This is a genomic window from Lysobacter sp. GX 14042, assembly GCF_021390425.1.
Lineage (GTDB): Bacteria > Pseudomonadota > Gammaproteobacteria > Xanthomonadales > Xanthomonadaceae > Novilysobacter.
In genome coordinates, this window is sequence record NZ_JAJUWY010000001.1 from 177,682 (window position 1) to 196,109 (window position 18,428).

Genomic DNA, 18,428 nt, shown 5'->3' on the forward strand with positions numbered 1-18,428 from the left:
CCATGTGATGACCCAGGGGACTGAACGATGTCCGTGACCCGATCCGCCGCCAAGACCGCGACGCCCGTACGCCGCGCCGAGCCGATGAACATGTTCGTCTGGGAGGGCACCGACAAGCGCGGTGTCCTGATGAAGGGCGAGCAGGCGGCCAAGAACGCCAACTTCATCCGTGCCGAGCTGCGCAAACAGGGCATCACCCCCAAGGTGGTCAAGCCCAAGCCCAAGCCGCTGTTCGCCAGCAGCGGGCGCCGTGTCACCCCGCTGGACATCGCCATCTTCAGCCGGCAGATCGCCACCATGATGAAGGCCGGCGTGCCGATCGTCAGTGCGCTGGAGATCATCGGCAGCGGCAACAAGAACCCGAAGATGCAGGTGCTGGTCAACACCATCCGCGCCGACGTGGAAAGCGGGCTGTCGCTGAGCGAGGCGATCGGCAAGCACCCGGTGCAGTTCGACGAGCTGTACCGCAACCTGGTGCGGGCCGGCGAGTCCGCCGGCGTGCTGGAGACGGTGCTCGACACCGTGGCCACCTACAAGGAAAACCTCGAGGCGCTGAAGGGCAAGATCAAGAAGGCGATGTTCTACCCGGCCATGGTGGTCGCGGTGGCGCTGATCGTCAGTTCGATCCTGCTGATCTTCGTGGTGCCGCAGTTCGAGGACGTGTTCAAGGGCTTTGGCGCCGACCTGCCGGCGTTCACCCAGATGATCATCAACCTCAGCGACTTCATGGTCAGCTGGTGGTGGCTGATCTTCGGCCTGATGGCGGTGGCGGCGGTGGGCCTGGTCGCGTTCTACAAGCGCTCCCCGGCCTTCCAGCACAACATGGACAAGCTGGTGCTGAAGCTGCCGGTGATCGGGCAGATCATGCACAACTCCTCGCTGGCGCGTTTCTCGCGCACCCTGGCGGTCACCTTCAAGGCCGGCGTGCCGCTGGTGGAGGCGCTGGACACGGTCGCCGGGGCCACCGGCAACACCGTGTACGAGAAGGCCGTGCACCGCATCCGCGACGACGTGTCGGTCGGCCACTCGGTGAACGTGGCGATGAAGCAGACCAACCTGTTCCCGCACATGGTCACCCAGATGACCGCCATCGGCGAGGAAGCCGGCGCGCTGGACACCATGCTGTTCAAGGTCGCCGAGTTCTACGAGCAGGAGGTCAACAACGCGGTCGATGCGCTGTCCAGCCTGCTGGAGCCGCTGATCATGGTGTTCCTGGGGGTGATCGTGGGCGGCATGGTGATCGCCATGTACCTGCCGATCTTCAAGCTCGGCGCCGTGGTCGGCTAAGCTTCACCGATGGCATTCCTCGACGAGAACCCGGGCCTGGGCTACCCGCTGGCCGCGGGCCTGGGCCTGCTGGTGGGCAGTTTCCTGAACGTGGTGATCCTGCGCATGCCGCGGCGCATGGAGTGGGAGTGGAAGCGCGAGGCGCGCGAGATCCTGGAGGAGCCCGACGCCTACGACCCGCCGCCGCCCGGCATCGTGGTGGAGCGCTCGCACTGCCCGCACTGCAAGCACCAACTGAGCTGGTACGAGAACATCCCGGTGTTCAGCTGGCTGGCGCTGCGCGGCAAGTGCCGCCACTGCAAGGCGCCGATCTCGCCGCAGTACCCGCTGGTGGAACTGCTGGCCATGCTCGGCTTCCTGGCCTGCGTGTGGCAGTACGGCTTTGGCTGGCAGGGCTTCGGCGCGCTGGTGTTCACCGGCTTCCTGATCGCCCTGGCCGGCATCGACCTGCGCACCCGGCTGCTGCCCGACCAGCTCACCCTGCCGTTGATGTGGCTGGGCCTGATAGCGGCGGTGGACAACCTCTACATGCCCGCCAAGCCGGCGCTGATCGGCGCGGTGGTCGGCTACCTGAGCCTGTGGACGGTGTGGTGGCTGTTCAAGCAGATCACCGGCAAGGAAGGCATGGGCCACGGCGACTTCAAGCTGCTGGCCGCCATCGGTGCCTGGTGCGGCCTGGCCGGCATCCTGCCGACCATCCTGCTGTCGTCCCTGGTCGGCGCCATCATCGGCTCGGCCTGGCTGTCGATGAAGGGCAAGGACCGCGCCACCCCGATCCCCTTCGGTCCCTACCTGGCAATCGCCGGCTGGATCGTGTTCATGTGGGGCCGCGACCTGGTGGGCTGGTACATGCGGGTGTCGGGGCTGGCTTAGGCCCTCGTTCCCGCCCACCCGTCGTTCCCGCGTACGCGGGAACCCAGGAACGTTCACTATCAGCCACCCATGCGCGGCGATTCCCACGCCTGCCTATGAGGCAGCGTTATCGCGCCAGTCGCCCACCGGGCATGAAGCAACTGCTCTCCAGACGCCGCGCCCAGCTTTCGTGAAAGCGCGTGCGCTCGGATGCCCACTCCGCGGCAGGCGTTGAGAGCCACCTCGTCAATTGCAGGATCCGGGCATGCTCGGCCTCCAGATCGCGGGCGATAATCGGTTCGTGATGGGCGACGCGATTACGTAGCTGGCGCACTTCGTTCAGCGGCCCGGAAAACGCTTTGCGCGTAAGCCCTTTTCCATCGTCCCGCCTGGCAATCGCATGTAGATGGACTTGCCACAAATCTTCTCGCTGCCGACCAAAAAGCGAGGTCCAGAAGCCCAGTGACAGGGCCGCAACGGTGTCGCTGGTCGTGATGTTTCCACGATCCTGTCGGAGCTTACCCTCTAAGACCCGGACGTCATTCGATGATCTTTGACCTACTACACCCTCCATTCGGAACCAGCCCGGGGCGATGCTGACGGATAACACGGAATGGATGCGGTTCCGCAGCGCAACTTCCAGCATCTGCAGCGGTGTGTACAGGCTCTCGGACACGTCCGTATTCAGCTCGTACAGTTGCAGGGCGCGATCCCTGCTTTGCTCGGCCCATCCCAAATAGGTGCGAAAGCGCTCCAGCGACAATGCGTGCTCCAATCCTTGGTAGCTCATGCCTCTCCTCGATGTTGTCTTCAGCCTGCTCGTTTGGTAGCATTGGGCGCGTACACCCCGGTACCGTCTCTGCCACAGGCACGCGGCCGGGGTAATTTTTTGTCCGCGTACATGGTTGCGCCGTTCATCCTGTCGCGCCACCAGCAAACGACTCCAAGTGCATCACCACGTCATCCGCACGTCCCTCGCCTATTGGCGGGTGGTGTATCACATAGTTGACATCCGAGGCGGGACGACTTTCGGAATTGCCCACCTTGCAGCAACTCAGGTCCCTTGATCGACGACTGGAAGCCGCTACGAAGTCATGACGCGTGAATCCCCTTCCAACCCGCACTGCTACACGGTCGCCCTCACCGGCGGCGTTGCCTCCGGCAAATCCACCGCGGCGAACCTCTTCAAGGCGCTGGACATCACCGTCGCCGACGCCGACGTCGCCTCACGCGAGGTAATCGCGCCCGGCTCGGAAGGGCTTGCGGCGGTGGTCGCGGCTTTTGGCGCAGACGTGCTCGACACCGAAGGCGCCTTGGACCGGACCGCCATGCGCAAGCGGGTATTCACCGATCCCGCAGCCCGCAAACAGTTGGAGTCGATCATCCATCCGCAGGTGCGAGCTTGGCTGAAGTCGACCGCCGCGACCGCGCCGGGTCCCTACGTCATTGTCGACATCCCCCTGCTGACCGAAGGCGGCGGCCGCGAGGCGTACCCATGGCTGGGCCGGATCCTGGTGGTCGACGTGCCCGTGAAAGTCCAGCGCGAGCGCCTGATGCAGCGCGACGGCGTGGATGCGGCCTTGGCCGACTCGATGATCACCGCGCAAGCGACACGGGATGAGAGGCTGGCGATCGCGGACGACATCATCGTCAACGACGGCCCGATCGAGGCGCTGGAGCCGCACGTAGCGGCTTTGGACCGTTTCTACCGTACCCTGGCAGAAGCTTAGTGCCCTTCCCTTCTCCCGCTGGCGGGAGAAGGGAAGGGCACCGCCCATGTCGATCCCGTCGACACGTCGATGGGACGCTCAGCGACGACGGCGATACACATCGCGACGGTCCGCCACGCCATGATCGCGTTCCATCGCGTCGAGGGTTACCGTGCTGGCGCGTCCTGCGCGCACGTCGATCAGCCGCTGTTCGGCCAGGTAGATGTCTTCGAGTTCGCCGAGGTGGCGCATGATCGCCTGGCGCGCGTAGTAGGTCTTGGTGCGGCCGGTTGCGTCGGCCAACGCCTTGAGGCGCTCTTCGATGTCAGTGGGAAGTCGGATTGCAAGCATGATGTCCTCCGGGCGAGGCATACATGTATAGCAGGGCGAGGGTGAATCTGCGCAGCCCCGTTGCGGCTCGCTTACCCAAGGTACGGGACCTGCAGGCACGTAGCCGGGTAAGACCGGAGGCCGCGCACGGCCACAACGTCCATGGGTTCCCGCGCTCGCGGGAACGACGGTCAGGGCCAGAACGCCCTGATCGCGGCGATACCCTGCGCCCCGTGGCGGCGCGCGGTTCCATGGTCACCCGTCCCCAGGCCGCCGATCGCGAACAGCGGCAGGTCGACTTCCTCGCGCAGGCGGGCGAAGCCGTCCCAGCCGATCGGGGCGTCGCCGGGGTGGCTCGGGGTGTCGGCCACGTGGCCGACGACGGCGAAGTCGCAGCCCAGCGCCTTGGCGGCCCGGACCTCCTCCACGCGGTGGCATGAGGCGGCCAGGGGCCGGGGCAAGGCGCCGCGGCCACCGGGAACCACGCCTGCCAGGTCTTCCGTCGGCGATGCGCCGGCCAGCGCCATCAGCTCGCGCGCCGGCAGGTGCAGGCCGGTGCCGTGGCGTTGCGCCAGCTCGGCATCGCCGTTGACCAGCACCCGGGCCCCCCATTGCCCGCACAGCGCCGCCGCCTGCTCCACCAGCCGGTCCCAGCGGGCCGGCTCCAGTCCTGGCGCGCGCAGCTGCACCAGGCGGATGCCGGCTTCCAGCGCGCGCCCGAGCGCATCCAGCCATGCCGGGTCGTCGTCGGCAGGCGGGGGCGTTACCAGGTAGCGGTCGGGGTGGTCCAGCACCGCCACCACGGGGCGGTCGGCAGGCGGCATTTCGTAGCTGGCCAGCTTGTGCGGCGGGACCCAGACCATGGCCTGGCCTTCCATGCCGCGGGGATGGCCGGTCCACTGCCCGACCCGGCGCACGTCCAGGGTCAGGCGCTTGCCCGGGTAGCGCTGGGGGACGGTGATCAGGTGCTCGCCGACCTCGACCTGGATGCCGAGCTCCTCGTCGAGCTCGCGGACCAGGGCGGCCTCCGGGGTTTCGCCGGGCTCGCGCTTGCCGCCGGGGAATTCCCAGCGGCCGGCGAGGTCACGACCCTCGGTACGGCGGGTCAGCAGGATGCGGCCGCGGGTGTCCTGGATGACGGCGGCGAGGACTTCAATGCTGCGCATTACAAGCGGCCCTCATCCGCCCCTTCGGGGCACCTTCTCCCGCTTGCGGGAGAAGGGAGAATCAGCCCGGCTCTTGCGGGAGAAGGGAGAATCAGCCCAGCTGGCCGTGGCAATGCTTGAACTTCCTGCCGCTGCCGCACGGGCACGGCTCGTTGCGGCCGACGTTGGCGAACTGCGGGTCCTGCCCCGCGCCGCCACCGGGGCGCTGCGGCTGGCCGGCCGCGACGGCGGCGCCAAGCGCGCCGCCTCCGGCGCGCAGCTGCTCGGCTTCCTCGTCGGTGCCGTAGCCGCCGGCGCCGGCGTGCTGGAACTGCATGCGGCGGGCCTGGGCCTCGGCCTGGGCGCGCTCGGCGGCCTCCATGCGGGCGATTTCCTCCTCGTCACGGATCCGCACCCGCGACAGCAGGGTGATGATGTCGCCCTTGACCTTCTCCAGCATGTCGGAGAACAGCTCGAAGGCCTCGCGCTTGTACTCCTGCTTGGGCTGCTTCTGGGCGTAGCCGCGCAGGTGGATGCCTTGGCGCAGGAAGTCCATGCGCGCCAGGTGCTCCTTCCAGTTCTGGTCGACCACGTTGAGCATGATGTGGCGCTCGAGCATGCGCATGGTCTCGGCGCCGAGCTGCTGCTCGCGCTCCTCGACGTGGGCGGCGACCGCCTGCTCGACCTTCTCGGCCACGCCATCGGCGTCGATGTCGGCATCGCGCAGGCCCTGCAGCTGCAATTGCAGGCCGAAGTCCTCGGCCAGCGCACGCTCCAGGCCCGCCAGGTCCCACTGCTCGTCCAGCGATTCGGGCGGCACGAAGCGGGTGATGGTGGCGGCGACCACGTCGGCGCGGATCGAGTCGATGGTGTCCCTGACGTCCTCGGCGTCCAGCAGCTCGTTGCGCTGGCCGTAGATGACCTTGCGCTGGTCGTTGTTGACGTCGTCGAAGTCGAGCAGGTTCTTGCGGATGTCGAAGTTGTGGGCCTCGACCTTGCGCTGGGCGTTGGCGATCTGCTTGGTCACCATCGCGCTTTCGATGATGTCGTCTTCCTTCAGGCCCATCCGCGCCATGACCTTCTGCACCCAGTCGGCGGCGAAGATGCGCATCAGGTTGTCTTCAAGCGACAGGTAGAAGCGCGACGAACCCGGGTCGCCCTGGCGGCCGGCGCGGCCGCGCAGCTGGTTGTCGATGCGGCGCGACTCGTGGCGCTCGGTGCCGATGATGTGCAGGCCGCCGGCGGCGATCACCTGGTCGTGGCGCTGCTTCCACTCCGCCTTCAGGCGCGCGAGGGTGGCCTCGTCGACCGGCTCGCCGGTCTCCTTCTCCAGCTGCTCGGCCTCGTTCTCCCACGAGCCGCCGAGCACGATGTCGGTGCCGCGGCCGGCCATGTTGGTGGCGATGGTGATCGCGCCCGGGCGCCCGGCCTGGGCGACGATGGTCGCCTCGCGCTCGTGCTGCTTGGCGTTGAGCACCTCGTGGGCGATGCCCTGCTTGTTCAGCTCGTTGCTGAGCAGCTCGGACACCTCGATCGAGGTGGTGCCCACCAGCACCGGCTGGCCGCGCTCGTGGGCCTCCTGCAGCTCGCGGGCCACGGCGCGGTACTTGCCGGCGCGGTTGAGGAACACCGCGTCGGGATGGTCGACGCGCTGGATCGGCTTGTTGGTGGGGATCACCACCACTTCCAGGCCGTAGATGCTCTGGAACTCGTAGGCCTCGGTATCCGCGGTGCCGGTCATGCCGGCCAGCTTGTCGTACATGCGGAACAGGTTCTGGAAGGTGATGCTGGCCAGCGTCTGGTTCTCGCGCTGGACCGGGACCCCTTCCTTGGCCTCCACCGCCTGGTGCAGGCCGTCCGACCAGCGCCGGCCCGGCAGGGTGCGGCCGGTGAACTCGTCGACGATCACCACCTCGCCGTCGCGGACGATGTAGTCCACGTCGCGCTGGTAGATGGCGTGCCCGCGCATGGCGGCATTGAGGTGGTGGACCACGCTCAGGTTGCGCGGGTCGTACAGCTCGTCATCCTCGCCGAGGATGCCCGCCTCGCGCAGCAGGCGTTCGGCGTTTTCCTGGCCCTGCTCGGACAGGTGGACCTGCTTGGCCTTCTCGTCGACCCAGAAGTCGCCCTCGCCTTCCTCGCTTTCCTGGCGGGTGAGCCTGGGAACGATGCGGTTGACCTTGACGTACAGGTCCGGGGACTCGTCGGTCGGCCCGGAGATGATCAGCGGGGTGCGCGCCTCGTCGATCAGGATCGAGTCGACCTCGTCGACGATCGCGTAGCGCAGCTCGCGCTGGTTGCGGTCGTCCTTCGACAGCGCCATGTTGTCGCGCAGGTAGTCGAAGCCGAACTCGTTGTTGGTGCCGTAGGTGATGTCGGCGGCGTAGGCGGCCTTCTTCTCGCCGTGCGGCATGCCCGGGTAGACCACCCCGACTTCCAGGCCCAGCCAGTTGTACAGCTTGCCCATCCACGCCGAGTCGCGGCGGGCCAGGTAGTCGTTGACGGTGATGACGTGGACGCCGCGGCCTTCCAGCGCGTTGAGGTAGACCGGCAGGGTGCCGACCAGGGTCTTGCCCTCGCCGGTGCGCATCTCGGCGATCTTGCCCAGGTGCAGCACCATGCCGCCGATCAGCTGCACGTCGTAGTGGCGCATGCCCAGCACCCGGCGGCTGGCTTCACGGCAGACCGCGAACGCCTCCGGCAGGATCTTGTCCAGCGCCTCGCCCTTGGCGATGCGCTCGCGGAACTCCGGGGTCTTGGCCTGCAGCTCTGCGTCGGTGAGCTTCTCCATCTCCGGCTCGAGCGCGTTGATGCGCTCGACCGAGCGTTGAAGCTGGCGCAGCAGGCGCTCGTTGCGGCTGCCGAAGACACGGGTGAACAGGTTGTTGAGCATTGGGGTTCCGGATCCGGAGGGATGTCCGCCAAGCAAAACGGGGCGTCAGGCGCCCCGTGCCGGCGAAACGGCCATTCTAGCGTGGGGGCACGGGGGTGCGTATCAAGGGCGGAGGAGCGAGGAACGAGTGAAGAGGAGTGAGAAACGAGTAAAGGCAAAAGCACGCCGTTGTCCGGCTCCGGGAACAGTCATCCCCGCGTACGCGGGGATCCATGGACGTCCCTGGGTTCCCGCGTCCGCGGAAACGACGGCGCGACGGAACGACCGAGCGGCGACCTCCAGTGAAGGAGCGAGGCGGCTCTTACTCGTTCCTCACTCCTCTTCACTCACTCCTCGCCCTCTCTCGTTCCTCGTTCCTCTTCACTCGTTTCTCGCTTCCCGCCCCCGCCTCAGCCCTTCAACGGCGAGCGCTGTCCCAGGAACTGCCGCGGATTCACCGCGCGGCCGTCCTGCCAGACCTCGAAGTGCACGTGCGCGCCGGTTGAGCGGCCGGTGGAGCCGGCGCGGGCGACCTGCTGCCCGGCGCGGATCGGCTCGCCCACCTTGCGCACCAGGCGCGAGTTGTGGGCGTAGCGCGTCATGTAGCCGTTGCCGTGGTCGATCTCGATGGTGTTGCCGTAGCCCGAGCGCACCCCCGAGAAGCTGACCACCCCGTCGGCCACCGCCTGTACCGGATCGCCGACGCTGGCCTTGAAGTCGATCCCGGCATGGAACTTGCGGCCGCCGCGGAACGGGTCGGCGCGGTAGCCGTAATGGGAGGTGATGTAGCTGTCGATCGGCTCGCCCGCCGGCACCGAGGCCATGTCGAGCTGGCGGTTGAACAGCAGCGATTCCAGCACCGAGAGCTGGCTGCCGGCGGCGCTGAACTGTGCGTCCAGCGCGCCGAGCTCGTTGTCGAGCTCCTCGCGCGGCATGTCCTCCACCTGGCCGTCGTCGCCACCGACGCCGACCGGCTTGTCGAAGTCGAACTCGCCATCCTGCAGCTGGCCGATGCGGGTCAACCGCTCGCCCAGCGCGTTGAGCCGGTTGGCCTCGGCCTGCAACTCGCCCAGGCGCGCGGCCAGGGCGTTGATCTCGCGCTGCGCCTGCTGCTGGGTCACGGCCACCTCGGCCTTCTGCGCCTGCAGCTGGGAATGCATGCCCAGGTTGCCGGCGATGCCGACGCCCAGGCCCAGGGTCAGGCCCCCGCCGAGCAGCAGCGCCGCGGCCGCGACCGGCCGCTGGATCGCCTTGTAGAGCAGCTGCTGGCGCAACGAACCGCCGCTGCCACTTGACTTGAAGATGATGGGTCGATTGATCATGTCGCTATGTCTCGTCCCTCCCGGCCGCGCCAACCTTCGATTCCTACCGCCGCGCTCGATGCGCTGATGGCGGTCCCGGCTGGCGATCCGATCAGGCGTGCCATGTGGCTCGACGAACTCGATCGCCGCTTCCACCCCCTCCTGCCCCGCGCACTGGCCCCGCACACGCGGGTGGCCAACTACGAGCAAGGCAGGCTCGTGTTCCTGGTCGATTCCCCGGTGTGGCGGGCGAAATTGCGCCTGCTTGCACCGCAGTTGCTCGACACAGCCCGGTCGCTTGGCCTGGACGCGAAAGAGGTGGTGGTCCGCACCAGCCTGGCTCCCGCGCCCCCGCCCGCGCCGAAGCACAGGCCGGTGACCATGTCAGACACCGCCCGCAAGTCGCTGCAGGCGGCGTTGGCGTCCCTGAGGGCTCCAGATGAAGGCAAACCCGGACCGGATGACGCCTCGTGACCAGCCTTTCGCGGGCTTTCCCGTGAAGGGTTCGTGATCACCGACCGACGAATCCTAGTGGCCAAGAAGGGCCGACTTGTTAAGAGGCACCTTCAATATCGTTATTTTTTTGTTAAATAACGACGCGAGCACCACACAGTGTTCACTTCCGTGACGGAGAACCCGTCATCCCCGCGCACGCGGAAGTGGTCTTCGGAGAGGTCGCGGGGGAGCCGGCTGCTGCGAGGGGGGTGCTCCGCGCTCCTGACGGCATCGATGCCTTTAAGTCGCGGCGTGGGCCATCCATGGCCCACTCTCCGCACCCCCCTCGCAGCATCCGTCTCCCACCACGACGCTGCTCCTGCGGGGGCTGGGTGTGGGCTTCGGGAACGGCACCGCGGGCGGGTGATGCGGGCCTGGTGAAAAAACGGGGGTCCCGGGTGCGGCCTCCGGCCTTATCTGGACTACGTGGTGGGGATCACCACACACACAAACACCCCCTCTTCCACCGTCATCCCCGCGCACGCGGGGATCCATGGCCCCGGTGCCGTATCCGGAAGGCGTGCCTCCGAAACCTGCACCACCATGAGGAGCCGGCTGCCGTGGGGGACAGGCCGCCCGACTTCAAAAAGGGCCGAAGGCCCGTCAGGAGGGCGGCCTGTCCCCCACGGCGGCCGGCTCCCCCGCGACGTACCCGAAGGACCACGGCCCCTCCCGGAAAACCCCAACGTCCATGGATCCCCGCGTGCGCGGGGATGACGGGCTAGTTGCCCAGCTTTGCCCGCTGCGCCGCCAGTGCCTCGCGCTGGGTGTTCCAGTCGGCCAGACGCTTGCGCTCCTGCTCGACCACCGCCGCCGGAGCATTCGCCACGAAGGTTTCGTTGGCCAGCTTGCCCTTGGACTTGGCGATTTCGGCTTCGACTTTCTTCAGTTCCTTGTCCAGCCGGGTGCGTTCGGCGCCGAGGTCAACCAGGCCTTCCAGGGGCACCAGCAGCTTGAGTTCGCCGACCACGGCGGTGGCGGCGGCCGGGGCGGCTTCGGTGCTGTCGGGGAAGTCGATGCGTTCCAGCTTGCCGAGGAAGGCCAGGGAGGCCTGGAAGCGGGCGGCGCGGCGACGGTCGTCGTCGCTGGCATCGGCCAGCAGCAGGGTCACCTGCCGGGAAGGGGGGACGTTGAGTTCGCCGCGGACGCGGCGGATCGCCGAGACCATGGCCTTGAGCCATTCCACGTCGGCCACGGCGCGGTCCTGGTCGGCGGTGTCCAGTTGGCCCGGCACGGGGTAGGACTGGACCATGATCGAGCCGGCCGGCAGACCGAGCCGCGGGGCCACCTGTTGCCACAGTTCCTCGGTGACGAACGGGACCAGCGGGTGCAGCAGGCACAGCAGGCGCTCGAGCACGTACAGCAGGGTGTGGCGGGTGCTTTCGGCCGCGGCGCGGCCTTCCTCGGTCGCGGCGTCGCCGTGCAGGGCGGGCTTGGCCAGTTCGACGAACCAGTCGCAGAAGTCGTTCCAGGCGAATTCGTACAGGGCCTGGCTGAGCAGGTCGAAGCGGTAGTCGGCGAAGTGCTTCGCGGCCTCGCCGGCGGTGGCCTCCAGGCGGGCGAGGATCCAGCGCTCGGCGTCCGTGCGGGGAGTCGGGATCGCCGGATCCGTAGCCCGGGTAAGCGAAGCGCACCCGGGTCCAGTGAACCCCTCGGTGTTCATCAGAACAAACCGGGTCGCGTTCCACAGCTTGTTGCAGAAGTTCTTGTAGCCCTCGGCGCGGCCCAGGTCGAACTTGATGTCGCGGCCGTGGCCGGCCAGCGCGGCCATGGTGAAGCGCAGGGCGTCGGCGCCGAAGGCCGGGATGCCGTCGGGAAACTCCCTGCGGGTGGCCCCGGCGATCTTCTCGGCCATCTTCGGCTGCATCAGCCCGGCGGTGCGCTTGGCGACCAGGTCGTCCAGGCTGATGCCGTCGATCAGGTCCAGCGGGTCGAGGATGTTGCCCTTGGACTTGGACATCTTCTGCCCGTCCTTGTCGCGCACCAGGCCGGTGACGTAGACGTCGCGGAAGGGCAGTTGGCCGGTGAAGTGGTCGCTCATCATGATCATCCGGGCGACCCAGAAGAAGATGATGTCGAAGCCGGTGACCAGCACCGAGGACGGCAGGAAGCGCCCGTAGCCGCGCTCGGCCATCGCGGCCGCGTCGGGCCAGCCCAGGGTGGAGAACGGCCACAGCGCGGAGGAGAACCAGGTCTCCAGCACGTCCTCGTCCCGGTGCAGGGCGAGGTCGCTGGCCAGGCCATGCTTCGCCCGCACCTCGGCCTCGTCGCGGCCGACGAAGATGTTGCCGGCGGCGTCGTACCAGGCGGGGATGCGGTGGCCCCACCACAGCTGGCGGGATATGCACCAGTCCTGGATGTTCTCCATCCAGTGGCGGTAGGTGTTGATCCAGTTGCCGGGGACGAAGCGGACCTTGCCGTCGCCGTCGGTGCCGCTGGCCAGTTCCATGCCGCGGCGGCCCAGCTCGTCCATCCGCACGAACCACTGGTCGGTCAGGTAGGGCTCGATGACCTGGCCGGTGCGGTCGCCGCGCGGGACCTGCAGCTTGTGCGGCTTGTCCTCGACCAGCAGGCCGGCGGCCTGCAGGTCGGCGAGCACCGCCTCGCGGGCGGCGTAGCGGTCCAGGCCGCGGTAATGCTGCGGGATGCCGGCGGCGTTGGCGCGCTCCAGTTCCGGGCCGTCGCAGTCCGCGCCGCCGATCACCGCGGCGGTGGGGGTCAGGATGTTGAGCAACGGCAGGTCGTGGCGCAGCCCGACCTGGTAGTCGTTGAAGTCGTGCGCCGGGGTGACCTTGACCACGCCGGTGCCGAACTCGCGGTCGACATAGGCATCGGCGATGACCGGGATCTGCCGGCCGGTCAGCGGCAGGGTGACGGTCTGGCCGACCAGGTGGGCGTAGCGGTCGTCCTCGGGGTGCACCATCACCGCGGTGTCGCCGAGCAGGGTTTCCGGACGGGTGGTGGCGACCACCAACTGGCCGGAGCCGTCGCTCAGCGGGTAGGCGATCGACCACAGGTGGCCGTCCTCTTCCTCGTTGGCCACTTCCAGGTCGGAGATCGCGGTCAGCAGCACCGGGTCCCAGTTGACCAGCCGCTGGCCGCGGTAGACGAGCCCTTCCTCGTGCAGGCGCACGAAGGCCTCGACCACCGCCGTCGCCGGCATCGGGTCCATGGTGAACACGCTGCGCGACCAGTCGCCGGAGGCGCCCATGCGGCGCATCTGCCGCTCGATGGTGTCGCCGGAGTGGTGCTTCCACTCCCAGACCTTGCCGATGAAGCCCTCGCGGCCCAGCGAGTCGCGGGTCTCGCCCTTGCCTTCGCGCTCCAGGTTGCGGCTGACCACCATCTCGGTGGCGATGCCGGCGTGGTCGCTGCCCATCTGCCACAACGTGTCGAAGCCACGCATGCGGTGGTAGCGCACCAGGGCGTCCTGCAGGGTGTGCTGGAACGCATGACCCATGTGCAGGGTGCCGGTGACGTTGGGCGGCGGCAGCAGGACCGAGTAGGGCTCGCCCTTGCCGGAAGGCTTGAACAGCCCCTCGGCCTCCCAGCGCTGGTAGAGCCGGGACTCGAACTCGATGGGGTCGTAGCTGGAAGGCAGGGTGTCGGTCATTTTGGTTTTCCCCCTCTCCCGCCTGCGGGAGAGGGCCGGGGTGAGGGCCGCTGTTCTTGCTTCTTGCTTCTTGCTTCTTGCTTCTAGCTCTCTCTCCCGCTTGCGGGAGAGGGATGGGGTGAGGGCAGTTCCCAAGTCCAGCCTGTGATCCTGAGTGGACTTGGGAACCGCCCTCATCCGCCCCTTCGGGGCACCTTCTCCCGCGAAGCGGGAGAAGGGAGTTTGCTACATGTCGTACTTCTTCAACTCAAACCCGCGCGCCTTGTACTGCTTCCAGCGCTCGCGCAGCGGGTCGCGGGCCGACGGGTCGGCCGGGACCACTTCGAGCACGCGGTCGAACTCCCCCTCGACCGCGGCATCGCGCAGGTTGACCACCAGCGGGCGCAGCGCCGGATCGTGCTCCGGGGCCGCGATCAGCACCACCGCTTCTTCCTCGTCCTCGCCGGCACCGGCGATCTGGTGCGGGATGAAGGCATCGGGATCGAACGACCACAGCAGGTCGTCGAGCTGCTCGGCCTGGGCGGCGTCGCGCGCCAGCACCAGGGTTGCGATGCCCGCGTCGCTGGCCTTGCGGGCCAGTTCGCACACCAGCAGCAGCGGTTCCTCGCGGAACCGCGGCTTGCCGATCAGGTAGAAGTCGGCGCGCACCGGGTGGTCCCGGTCAGCCCGCGCTGCGATCGATCAGCCACTGGCTCAGCAGGCCGACCGGGCGGCCGGTGGCCATGCCGCGCTTGCCCTCGTCGCTGCCGCTGCCGGCAATGTCCAGGTGCGCCCAGCGCTGGCCCTCGGTGAAGCGGGCCAGGAAGCAGCCGGCGGTGATCGCGCCGGCCCAGCGGCCGCCGATGTTGTAGACGTCGGCGAAGCTGGACTCCAGCATCGTCTGGTATTCGTCCCACAGCGGCAGGCGCCAGGCGCGGTCGAAGGACTGCTCGCCGGCCGCCAGCAGCTCGGCCGACAGCTCGTCGTCCTTGCTCATCAGGCCGCTGGCGTACTTGCCCAGGGCGACCATGCAGGCGCCGGTCAGGGTGGCCACGTCGATGAGCGCGGCGGGCTTGAACTTCTGCGACCAGGTCAGCGCGTCGCACAGCACCAGGCGGCCCTCGGCGTCGGTGTTGCCGACTTCGATGGTCTTGCCGGACATGCTGGTCAGCACGTCGGAGGGGCGGTAGGCATCGGCGTCGGGCATGTTCTCGACCGCAGCGACGATGGTCACCAGGTTGACCGGCAGCTTCATGCCGACCGCGGCGACGAAGGTGCCCATGACGGTGGCGCCGCCGCACATGTCGAACTTCATCTCCTCGATGCCGCCCTGGACCTTGAGGTTGATGCCGCCGGTGTCGAAGGTCAGGCCCTTGCCGACCAGCACGTAGGGCTGGCTGTCATCGCCGGCGCCGTTGTACTTCATGGCGATCAGGCGCGGGCGGTTGGCCGAGCCGCGGGCCACGGCCAGCAGCGAGCCCATGCCCAGCTTCTCCATCTCCGCGTCCTCCAGCACCTCGACCGAGGTGTTGTCGAAGCGGCCGGTGAACTCGCGGGCCTGGTCGGCCAGGTAGGCCGGGTTGCAGACGTTGGGCGGCAGGTTGCCCAGTTCGCGGGCGAACTTCACGCCGGCGGCGATCGCCTGGCCCTGGGCCAGCGCGGTGTCGGCGTCGTCGCCGGCGGCGGCCACGCTCAGCCGGCGCAGGCCGGGCTCGCCCTCGCGGGCCTTGTTGTCCTTGCCCAGGGTGGCGGTGTAGCGGTAGCAGGCGTGGTCGGCGGCGATCGCGGCCTGGCGCACCGCCCAGGCGGCGTCGTGGCCCTGGACCGGGGTGTCGGCCAGGGTGAACAGCGCGTGCGCCACCGGACCGGTCTTCAGTGCGCGGGCGGCATCGGCGACCGCCTTGAGGTACTGCGCGGCGCCGAACTTGCCGGCCTCGCCCAGCCCGACCACCAGCACGCGCGGGGCGCTGATGCCGTCGATGTCGTGCAGCAGGGCGGTGCGGCCGGTCTTGCCGCTCGCGTCGCCGCGCGACAGCAGCCGGGCCAGGCGGCCGCCACTGGCCTCGTCCAGCGCCTTGCCTGCGGGGGTGAGGGTGTTGTCGGCGAACGCGCCGACGACCACGCAGTCGGCCTCGAAGGAGGCGGCGGCATTGCGGGTCAGGTCGAAATCGAGGGCCATAGGACAGGGTTCCGGCAGTGGGGTGTGGAAACGGCCCGCCATGGCGCCCGGACGGCCAGCACGTAGAATGCGCGGCGCGAGGGCCGCGATGCGGAGCCGGACCGGGTCGTGGAGTGCCACGACGCCCCTTGCTGGGACGGCCGCGGCGGCGCGGGCCAAACCGCAAGTCTAAAGCCCCGCCCGGGTCTTCACAAAAACGCAGTCATCTGCCAGATCATTCGCCAAGGCCATCCCACACGCCCCGTAGAGGGCACCGGTGCCACCTTGGCGGCCCCGTCCACCCGCCACCGGCGCAGCGCACGATGCCCAAGCTCCACCGCTACCTGCTGAGCGAACTCGCCCAGTCGACCTTCGCCGCCCTGGTGGTGCTGCTGATCGTGAGCGTCGGCGGGGTGATCACCGACGTGCTCAAGGACATCGCCTCCGGGCGGCTTCCGGCGGGGCTGATGTTTTCCCAGCTGGGCCTGGTGCTGCTCAACTGGCTGCCGCTGATCCTGCCGCTGGCGCTGCTGCTGGGCATGATGCTGGGCGTCGGCCGGCTGTACCGCGACTCGGAGATGCCGGTGATCACCGCGGCCGGGATCGGGCCGCGGCAGCTGCTGCGCCCGGTGCTGGCGCTGGTGCTGCCGGTGGTCGCGGTGGTCGCGGTGTGCTCGCTGTGGCTGGGGCCGATGGCCGAGCGGGTGTCGCGGGCGATGATCGCCGACGCCAACCGCAACCTGGTGGTCTCCGGCCTGGAGCCGGGCAGCTTCACCGAGCTGCCCGGCGGCGGCGGGGTGGTCTACACCGGCGCCATGTCGGCCGATGGCAGCGAGTTCTCGCGGATCTTCATCTACCGCCAGGCCGAGGGCCGGCAGGACATCACCACCGCCCGCGGCGGCCGGCTGGAGGTCGAGGACAGCGGCGCGCGCTACCTGCGCCTGCACGAGGGCTTCCAGGTGGAAGGGCCAATCGAGGATGGGCTGGACTACCGCCTGATGCGCTACGCGGCCAACGAGGTCCGGCTGCCGGCCGGCGAAGTGCGCCATGACCCCACCGACCCCCGGGTGATGCCGACCACCGCGCTGCTGGGCGACCCGCGCCGGGCCGCCGTGGCCCAGCTGCATTTCCGCCTGGCGCCGCCGCTGCTGGCGCTGGCCTTCGGCTTGCTGGCGGTGCCGCTGGCCCGGACCACCCCGCGCCAGGCGCGCTGGGGCGGCACGGTGATCGGCGTGCTCGGCTACCTGGTGTGCATCAGCCTGGCGCAGATGGGCGAACGCTGGATCGCCTCCGCGCGGATCGCCCCCGGGCTGGGCCTGTGGTGGCTGGTGCTGCCGCTGCTGGCACTGGCGGCCTGGATGTACCTGGGCGACGGCGCCATGCGCCGGCCACGGATGGCCCGCCGGGCGGAGGCGGCACGATGAGCCGCGGAATCAGGCTGCTCCCGAGGATCCACGACCTGTACCTGGGCCGCGCGGTGCTGGGCACCGTGCTGCTGACCTGGGCGGTGTTGCTGGGCCTCGACGTGATGCTGACCCTGGCCGGCGAGCTGGGCAACACCGGGCAAGGCAACTACAGCATCCCGCAGGCGGTCGCCCACGTCGCCTACACCATCCCCCGGCGCGCCTACGGGCTGTTTCCCTACGCCGCGGTGATCGGCACGCTGATGTCGCTGGGACAGCTGGCGGCGACCTCGGAGCTCACCGCCCTGCGCGCGATCGGCCTGTCGCGCCGGCGCCTGAGCGTGACCGTCGCGATCACCCTCGCCCTGCTGACCGCGGTGATGGTCTTCAACGGCGAGACCCTGGCCCCCTGGGGCCAGCGCCAGGCCGATGCGCTGAAGGCCTCCTCGCGCTCGAAGGACCTGATCGTCGCCCGTTACAGCGGCGTGTGGGCGCGCGAGGGCGCGGTGATCCTCAACGCCGAGGGCGGCGAACAGCGTGCCGACGGGGACGACCGCTGGCTGGAACTGCACGACGTGCGGCTGTACGAGTTCGAGGACGACGGCCGCCTGGCCTCCATCGCCCGGGTCGGCATCGCCGAGCACCGCCCCGGCGGCTGGCTGCTGCGCGGGGTCACCCGCACCACCTTCGGCGAGGACTTCGTCACCCGCGAACATGTCGAGGAGGAGCGCTGGGATTCCCAGCTCGACGCCACCGCGCTGGGCGCCGACATCGACCGCCCGCGCTACCTGAGCGCCGGGGCGCTGTCGGATGCGATCGAGTACCGCCAGCGCAACGGCCTCGATGCCGCCGACTTCGAGGAGCACTACTGGGGCCGCTGGTTCTATCCGCTCAATGTGCTGGCGCTGTGCCTGGCGGCGATCCCGTTCGCCTTCGGCAGCCTGCGCAGCGGCGGGCTGGGCAAGCGGCTGTTCATCGGCATCGTGTTCGCGCTGGGGTTTTGGCTGCTGCAGACGCAGTTCGTGAAGATGGCCAGTGCGTTCAAGTTCGATTTCCGGGTGGCCTATCTGTTGCCGACGCTGATCATGATCAGTGTGTCGGTGGCGTTGTTCCGCAAGCGCTCGGGCTAGGCCTCCCGTCATCCCCGCGCACGCGGGGATCCATGGACTTCGCTTTTTTTCCTCCGGATGGCGCGTGGTCCTTCGGATACGTCGCGGGGGAGCCGGCCGCCGTGGGGGACAGGCCGCCCTCCTGACGGGCCTTCGGCCCTTTTTGAAGTCGGGC

Annotated in this window: 14 protein-coding genes; 6 read left to right on the forward strand and 8 right to left on the reverse strand. The window is 68.7% G+C overall.

The annotated features are described in order from the left end of the window. Positions 1-27: 27 nt before the first annotated feature. Complete coding sequence (locus tag LY625_RS00850; protein WP_233737108.1) at positions 28-1,287, forward strand: type II secretion system F family protein; 1,260 nt, start codon at positions 28-30, stop codon at positions 1,285-1,287. Between the two features lie 9 nt (positions 1,288-1,296). Then, entirely contained in the window at positions 1,297-2,160 is an 864-nt protein-coding gene (locus LY625_RS00855; RefSeq protein WP_233737109.1) for an A24 family peptidase, read from the forward strand. A 106-nt stretch (positions 2,161-2,266) separates the two neighbouring features. On the opposite strand, the gene LY625_RS00860 is transcribed toward LY625_RS00855, so the two are convergent. Continuing rightward, positions 2,267-2,929: an Abi family protein gene (locus LY625_RS00860; RefSeq protein ID WP_233737110.1), complete on the reverse strand. Its 663-nt coding sequence runs from the start codon at positions 2,927-2,929 to the stop codon at positions 2,267-2,269. Positions 2,930-3,233: 304 nt separating this feature from the next. Here LY625_RS00860 and coaE point away from each other — a divergent pair, with 304 nt between their 5' ends. Next, on the forward strand, positions 3,234-3,869 hold the full coding sequence (gene coaE / locus LY625_RS00865) for a dephospho-CoA kinase (RefSeq protein WP_233737111.1): 636 nt from the start codon (positions 3,234-3,236) through the stop codon (positions 3,867-3,869). A gap of 78 nt (positions 3,870-3,947) precedes the next feature. Here the strand turns inward: coaE and LY625_RS00870 are convergent, their stop codons facing one another. From LY625_RS00870 to LY625_RS00885, 4 genes are all read right to left on the reverse strand, one after another. Beyond that, positions 3,948-4,199, reverse strand: coding sequence for a TraY domain-containing protein (locus LY625_RS00870; RefSeq protein WP_233737112.1), 252 nt, complete (start codon positions 4,197-4,199; stop codon positions 3,948-3,950). Positions 4,200-4,369: 170 nt separating this feature from the next. Beyond that, a complete protein-coding gene (locus LY625_RS00875) occupies positions 4,370-5,344 on the reverse strand; it encodes a Nudix family hydrolase (RefSeq protein WP_233737113.1) in 975 nt (324 codons plus the stop codon). Positions 5,345-5,435: 91 nt separating this feature from the next. Further along, the gene (gene secA / locus LY625_RS00880) at positions 5,436-8,216 is read right to left on the reverse strand and encodes a preprotein translocase subunit SecA (RefSeq protein ID WP_233737114.1); all 2,781 of its coding nucleotides are present in this window, start codon (positions 8,214-8,216) and stop codon (positions 5,436-5,438) included. A gap of 389 nt (positions 8,217-8,605) precedes the next feature. Then, complete coding sequence (locus LY625_RS00885; RefSeq protein WP_233737115.1) at positions 8,606-9,517, reverse strand: M23 family metallopeptidase; 912 nt, start codon at positions 9,515-9,517, stop codon at positions 8,606-8,608. A 6-nt stretch (positions 9,518-9,523) separates the two neighbouring features. Between LY625_RS00885 and LY625_RS00890 the strand changes: the two genes are divergently transcribed. After that, entirely contained in the window at positions 9,524-9,970 is a 447-nt protein-coding gene (locus tag LY625_RS00890) for a DUF721 domain-containing protein (protein ID WP_343223441.1), read from the forward strand. 742 nt (positions 9,971-10,712) lie between these two features. On the opposite strand, the gene LY625_RS00895 is transcribed toward LY625_RS00890, so the two are convergent. From LY625_RS00895 to LY625_RS00905, 3 genes are all read right to left on the reverse strand, one after another. Continuing rightward, positions 10,713-13,604: a valine--tRNA ligase gene (locus tag LY625_RS00895; protein WP_233737117.1), complete on the reverse strand. Its 2,892-nt coding sequence runs from the start codon at positions 13,602-13,604 to the stop codon at positions 10,713-10,715. A 225-nt stretch (positions 13,605-13,829) separates the two neighbouring features. Next, positions 13,830-14,252, reverse strand: a complete 423-nt coding sequence (locus LY625_RS00900; RefSeq protein ID WP_233737118.1) for a DNA polymerase III subunit chi — start codon at positions 14,250-14,252, stop codon at positions 13,830-13,832. Positions 14,253-14,265: 13 nt separating this feature from the next. Beyond that, positions 14,266-15,762, reverse strand: coding sequence for a leucyl aminopeptidase (locus LY625_RS00905; protein WP_233737119.1), 1,497 nt, complete (start codon positions 15,760-15,762; stop codon positions 14,266-14,268). 302 nt (positions 15,763-16,064) lie between these two features. On the opposite strand from LY625_RS00905, the gene lptF reads away from it, so the two are divergent. Then, positions 16,065-17,165: an LPS export ABC transporter permease LptF gene (lptF, locus tag LY625_RS00910; protein WP_233737120.1), complete on the forward strand. Its 1,101-nt coding sequence runs from the start codon at positions 16,065-16,067 to the stop codon at positions 17,163-17,165. Positions 17,166-17,173: 8 nt separating this feature from the next. Then, positions 17,174-18,274: an LPS export ABC transporter permease LptG gene (gene lptG, locus LY625_RS00915; protein WP_233737549.1), complete on the forward strand. Its 1,101-nt coding sequence runs from the start codon at positions 17,174-17,176 to the stop codon at positions 18,272-18,274. Positions 18,275-18,428 lie beyond the last annotated feature (154 nt).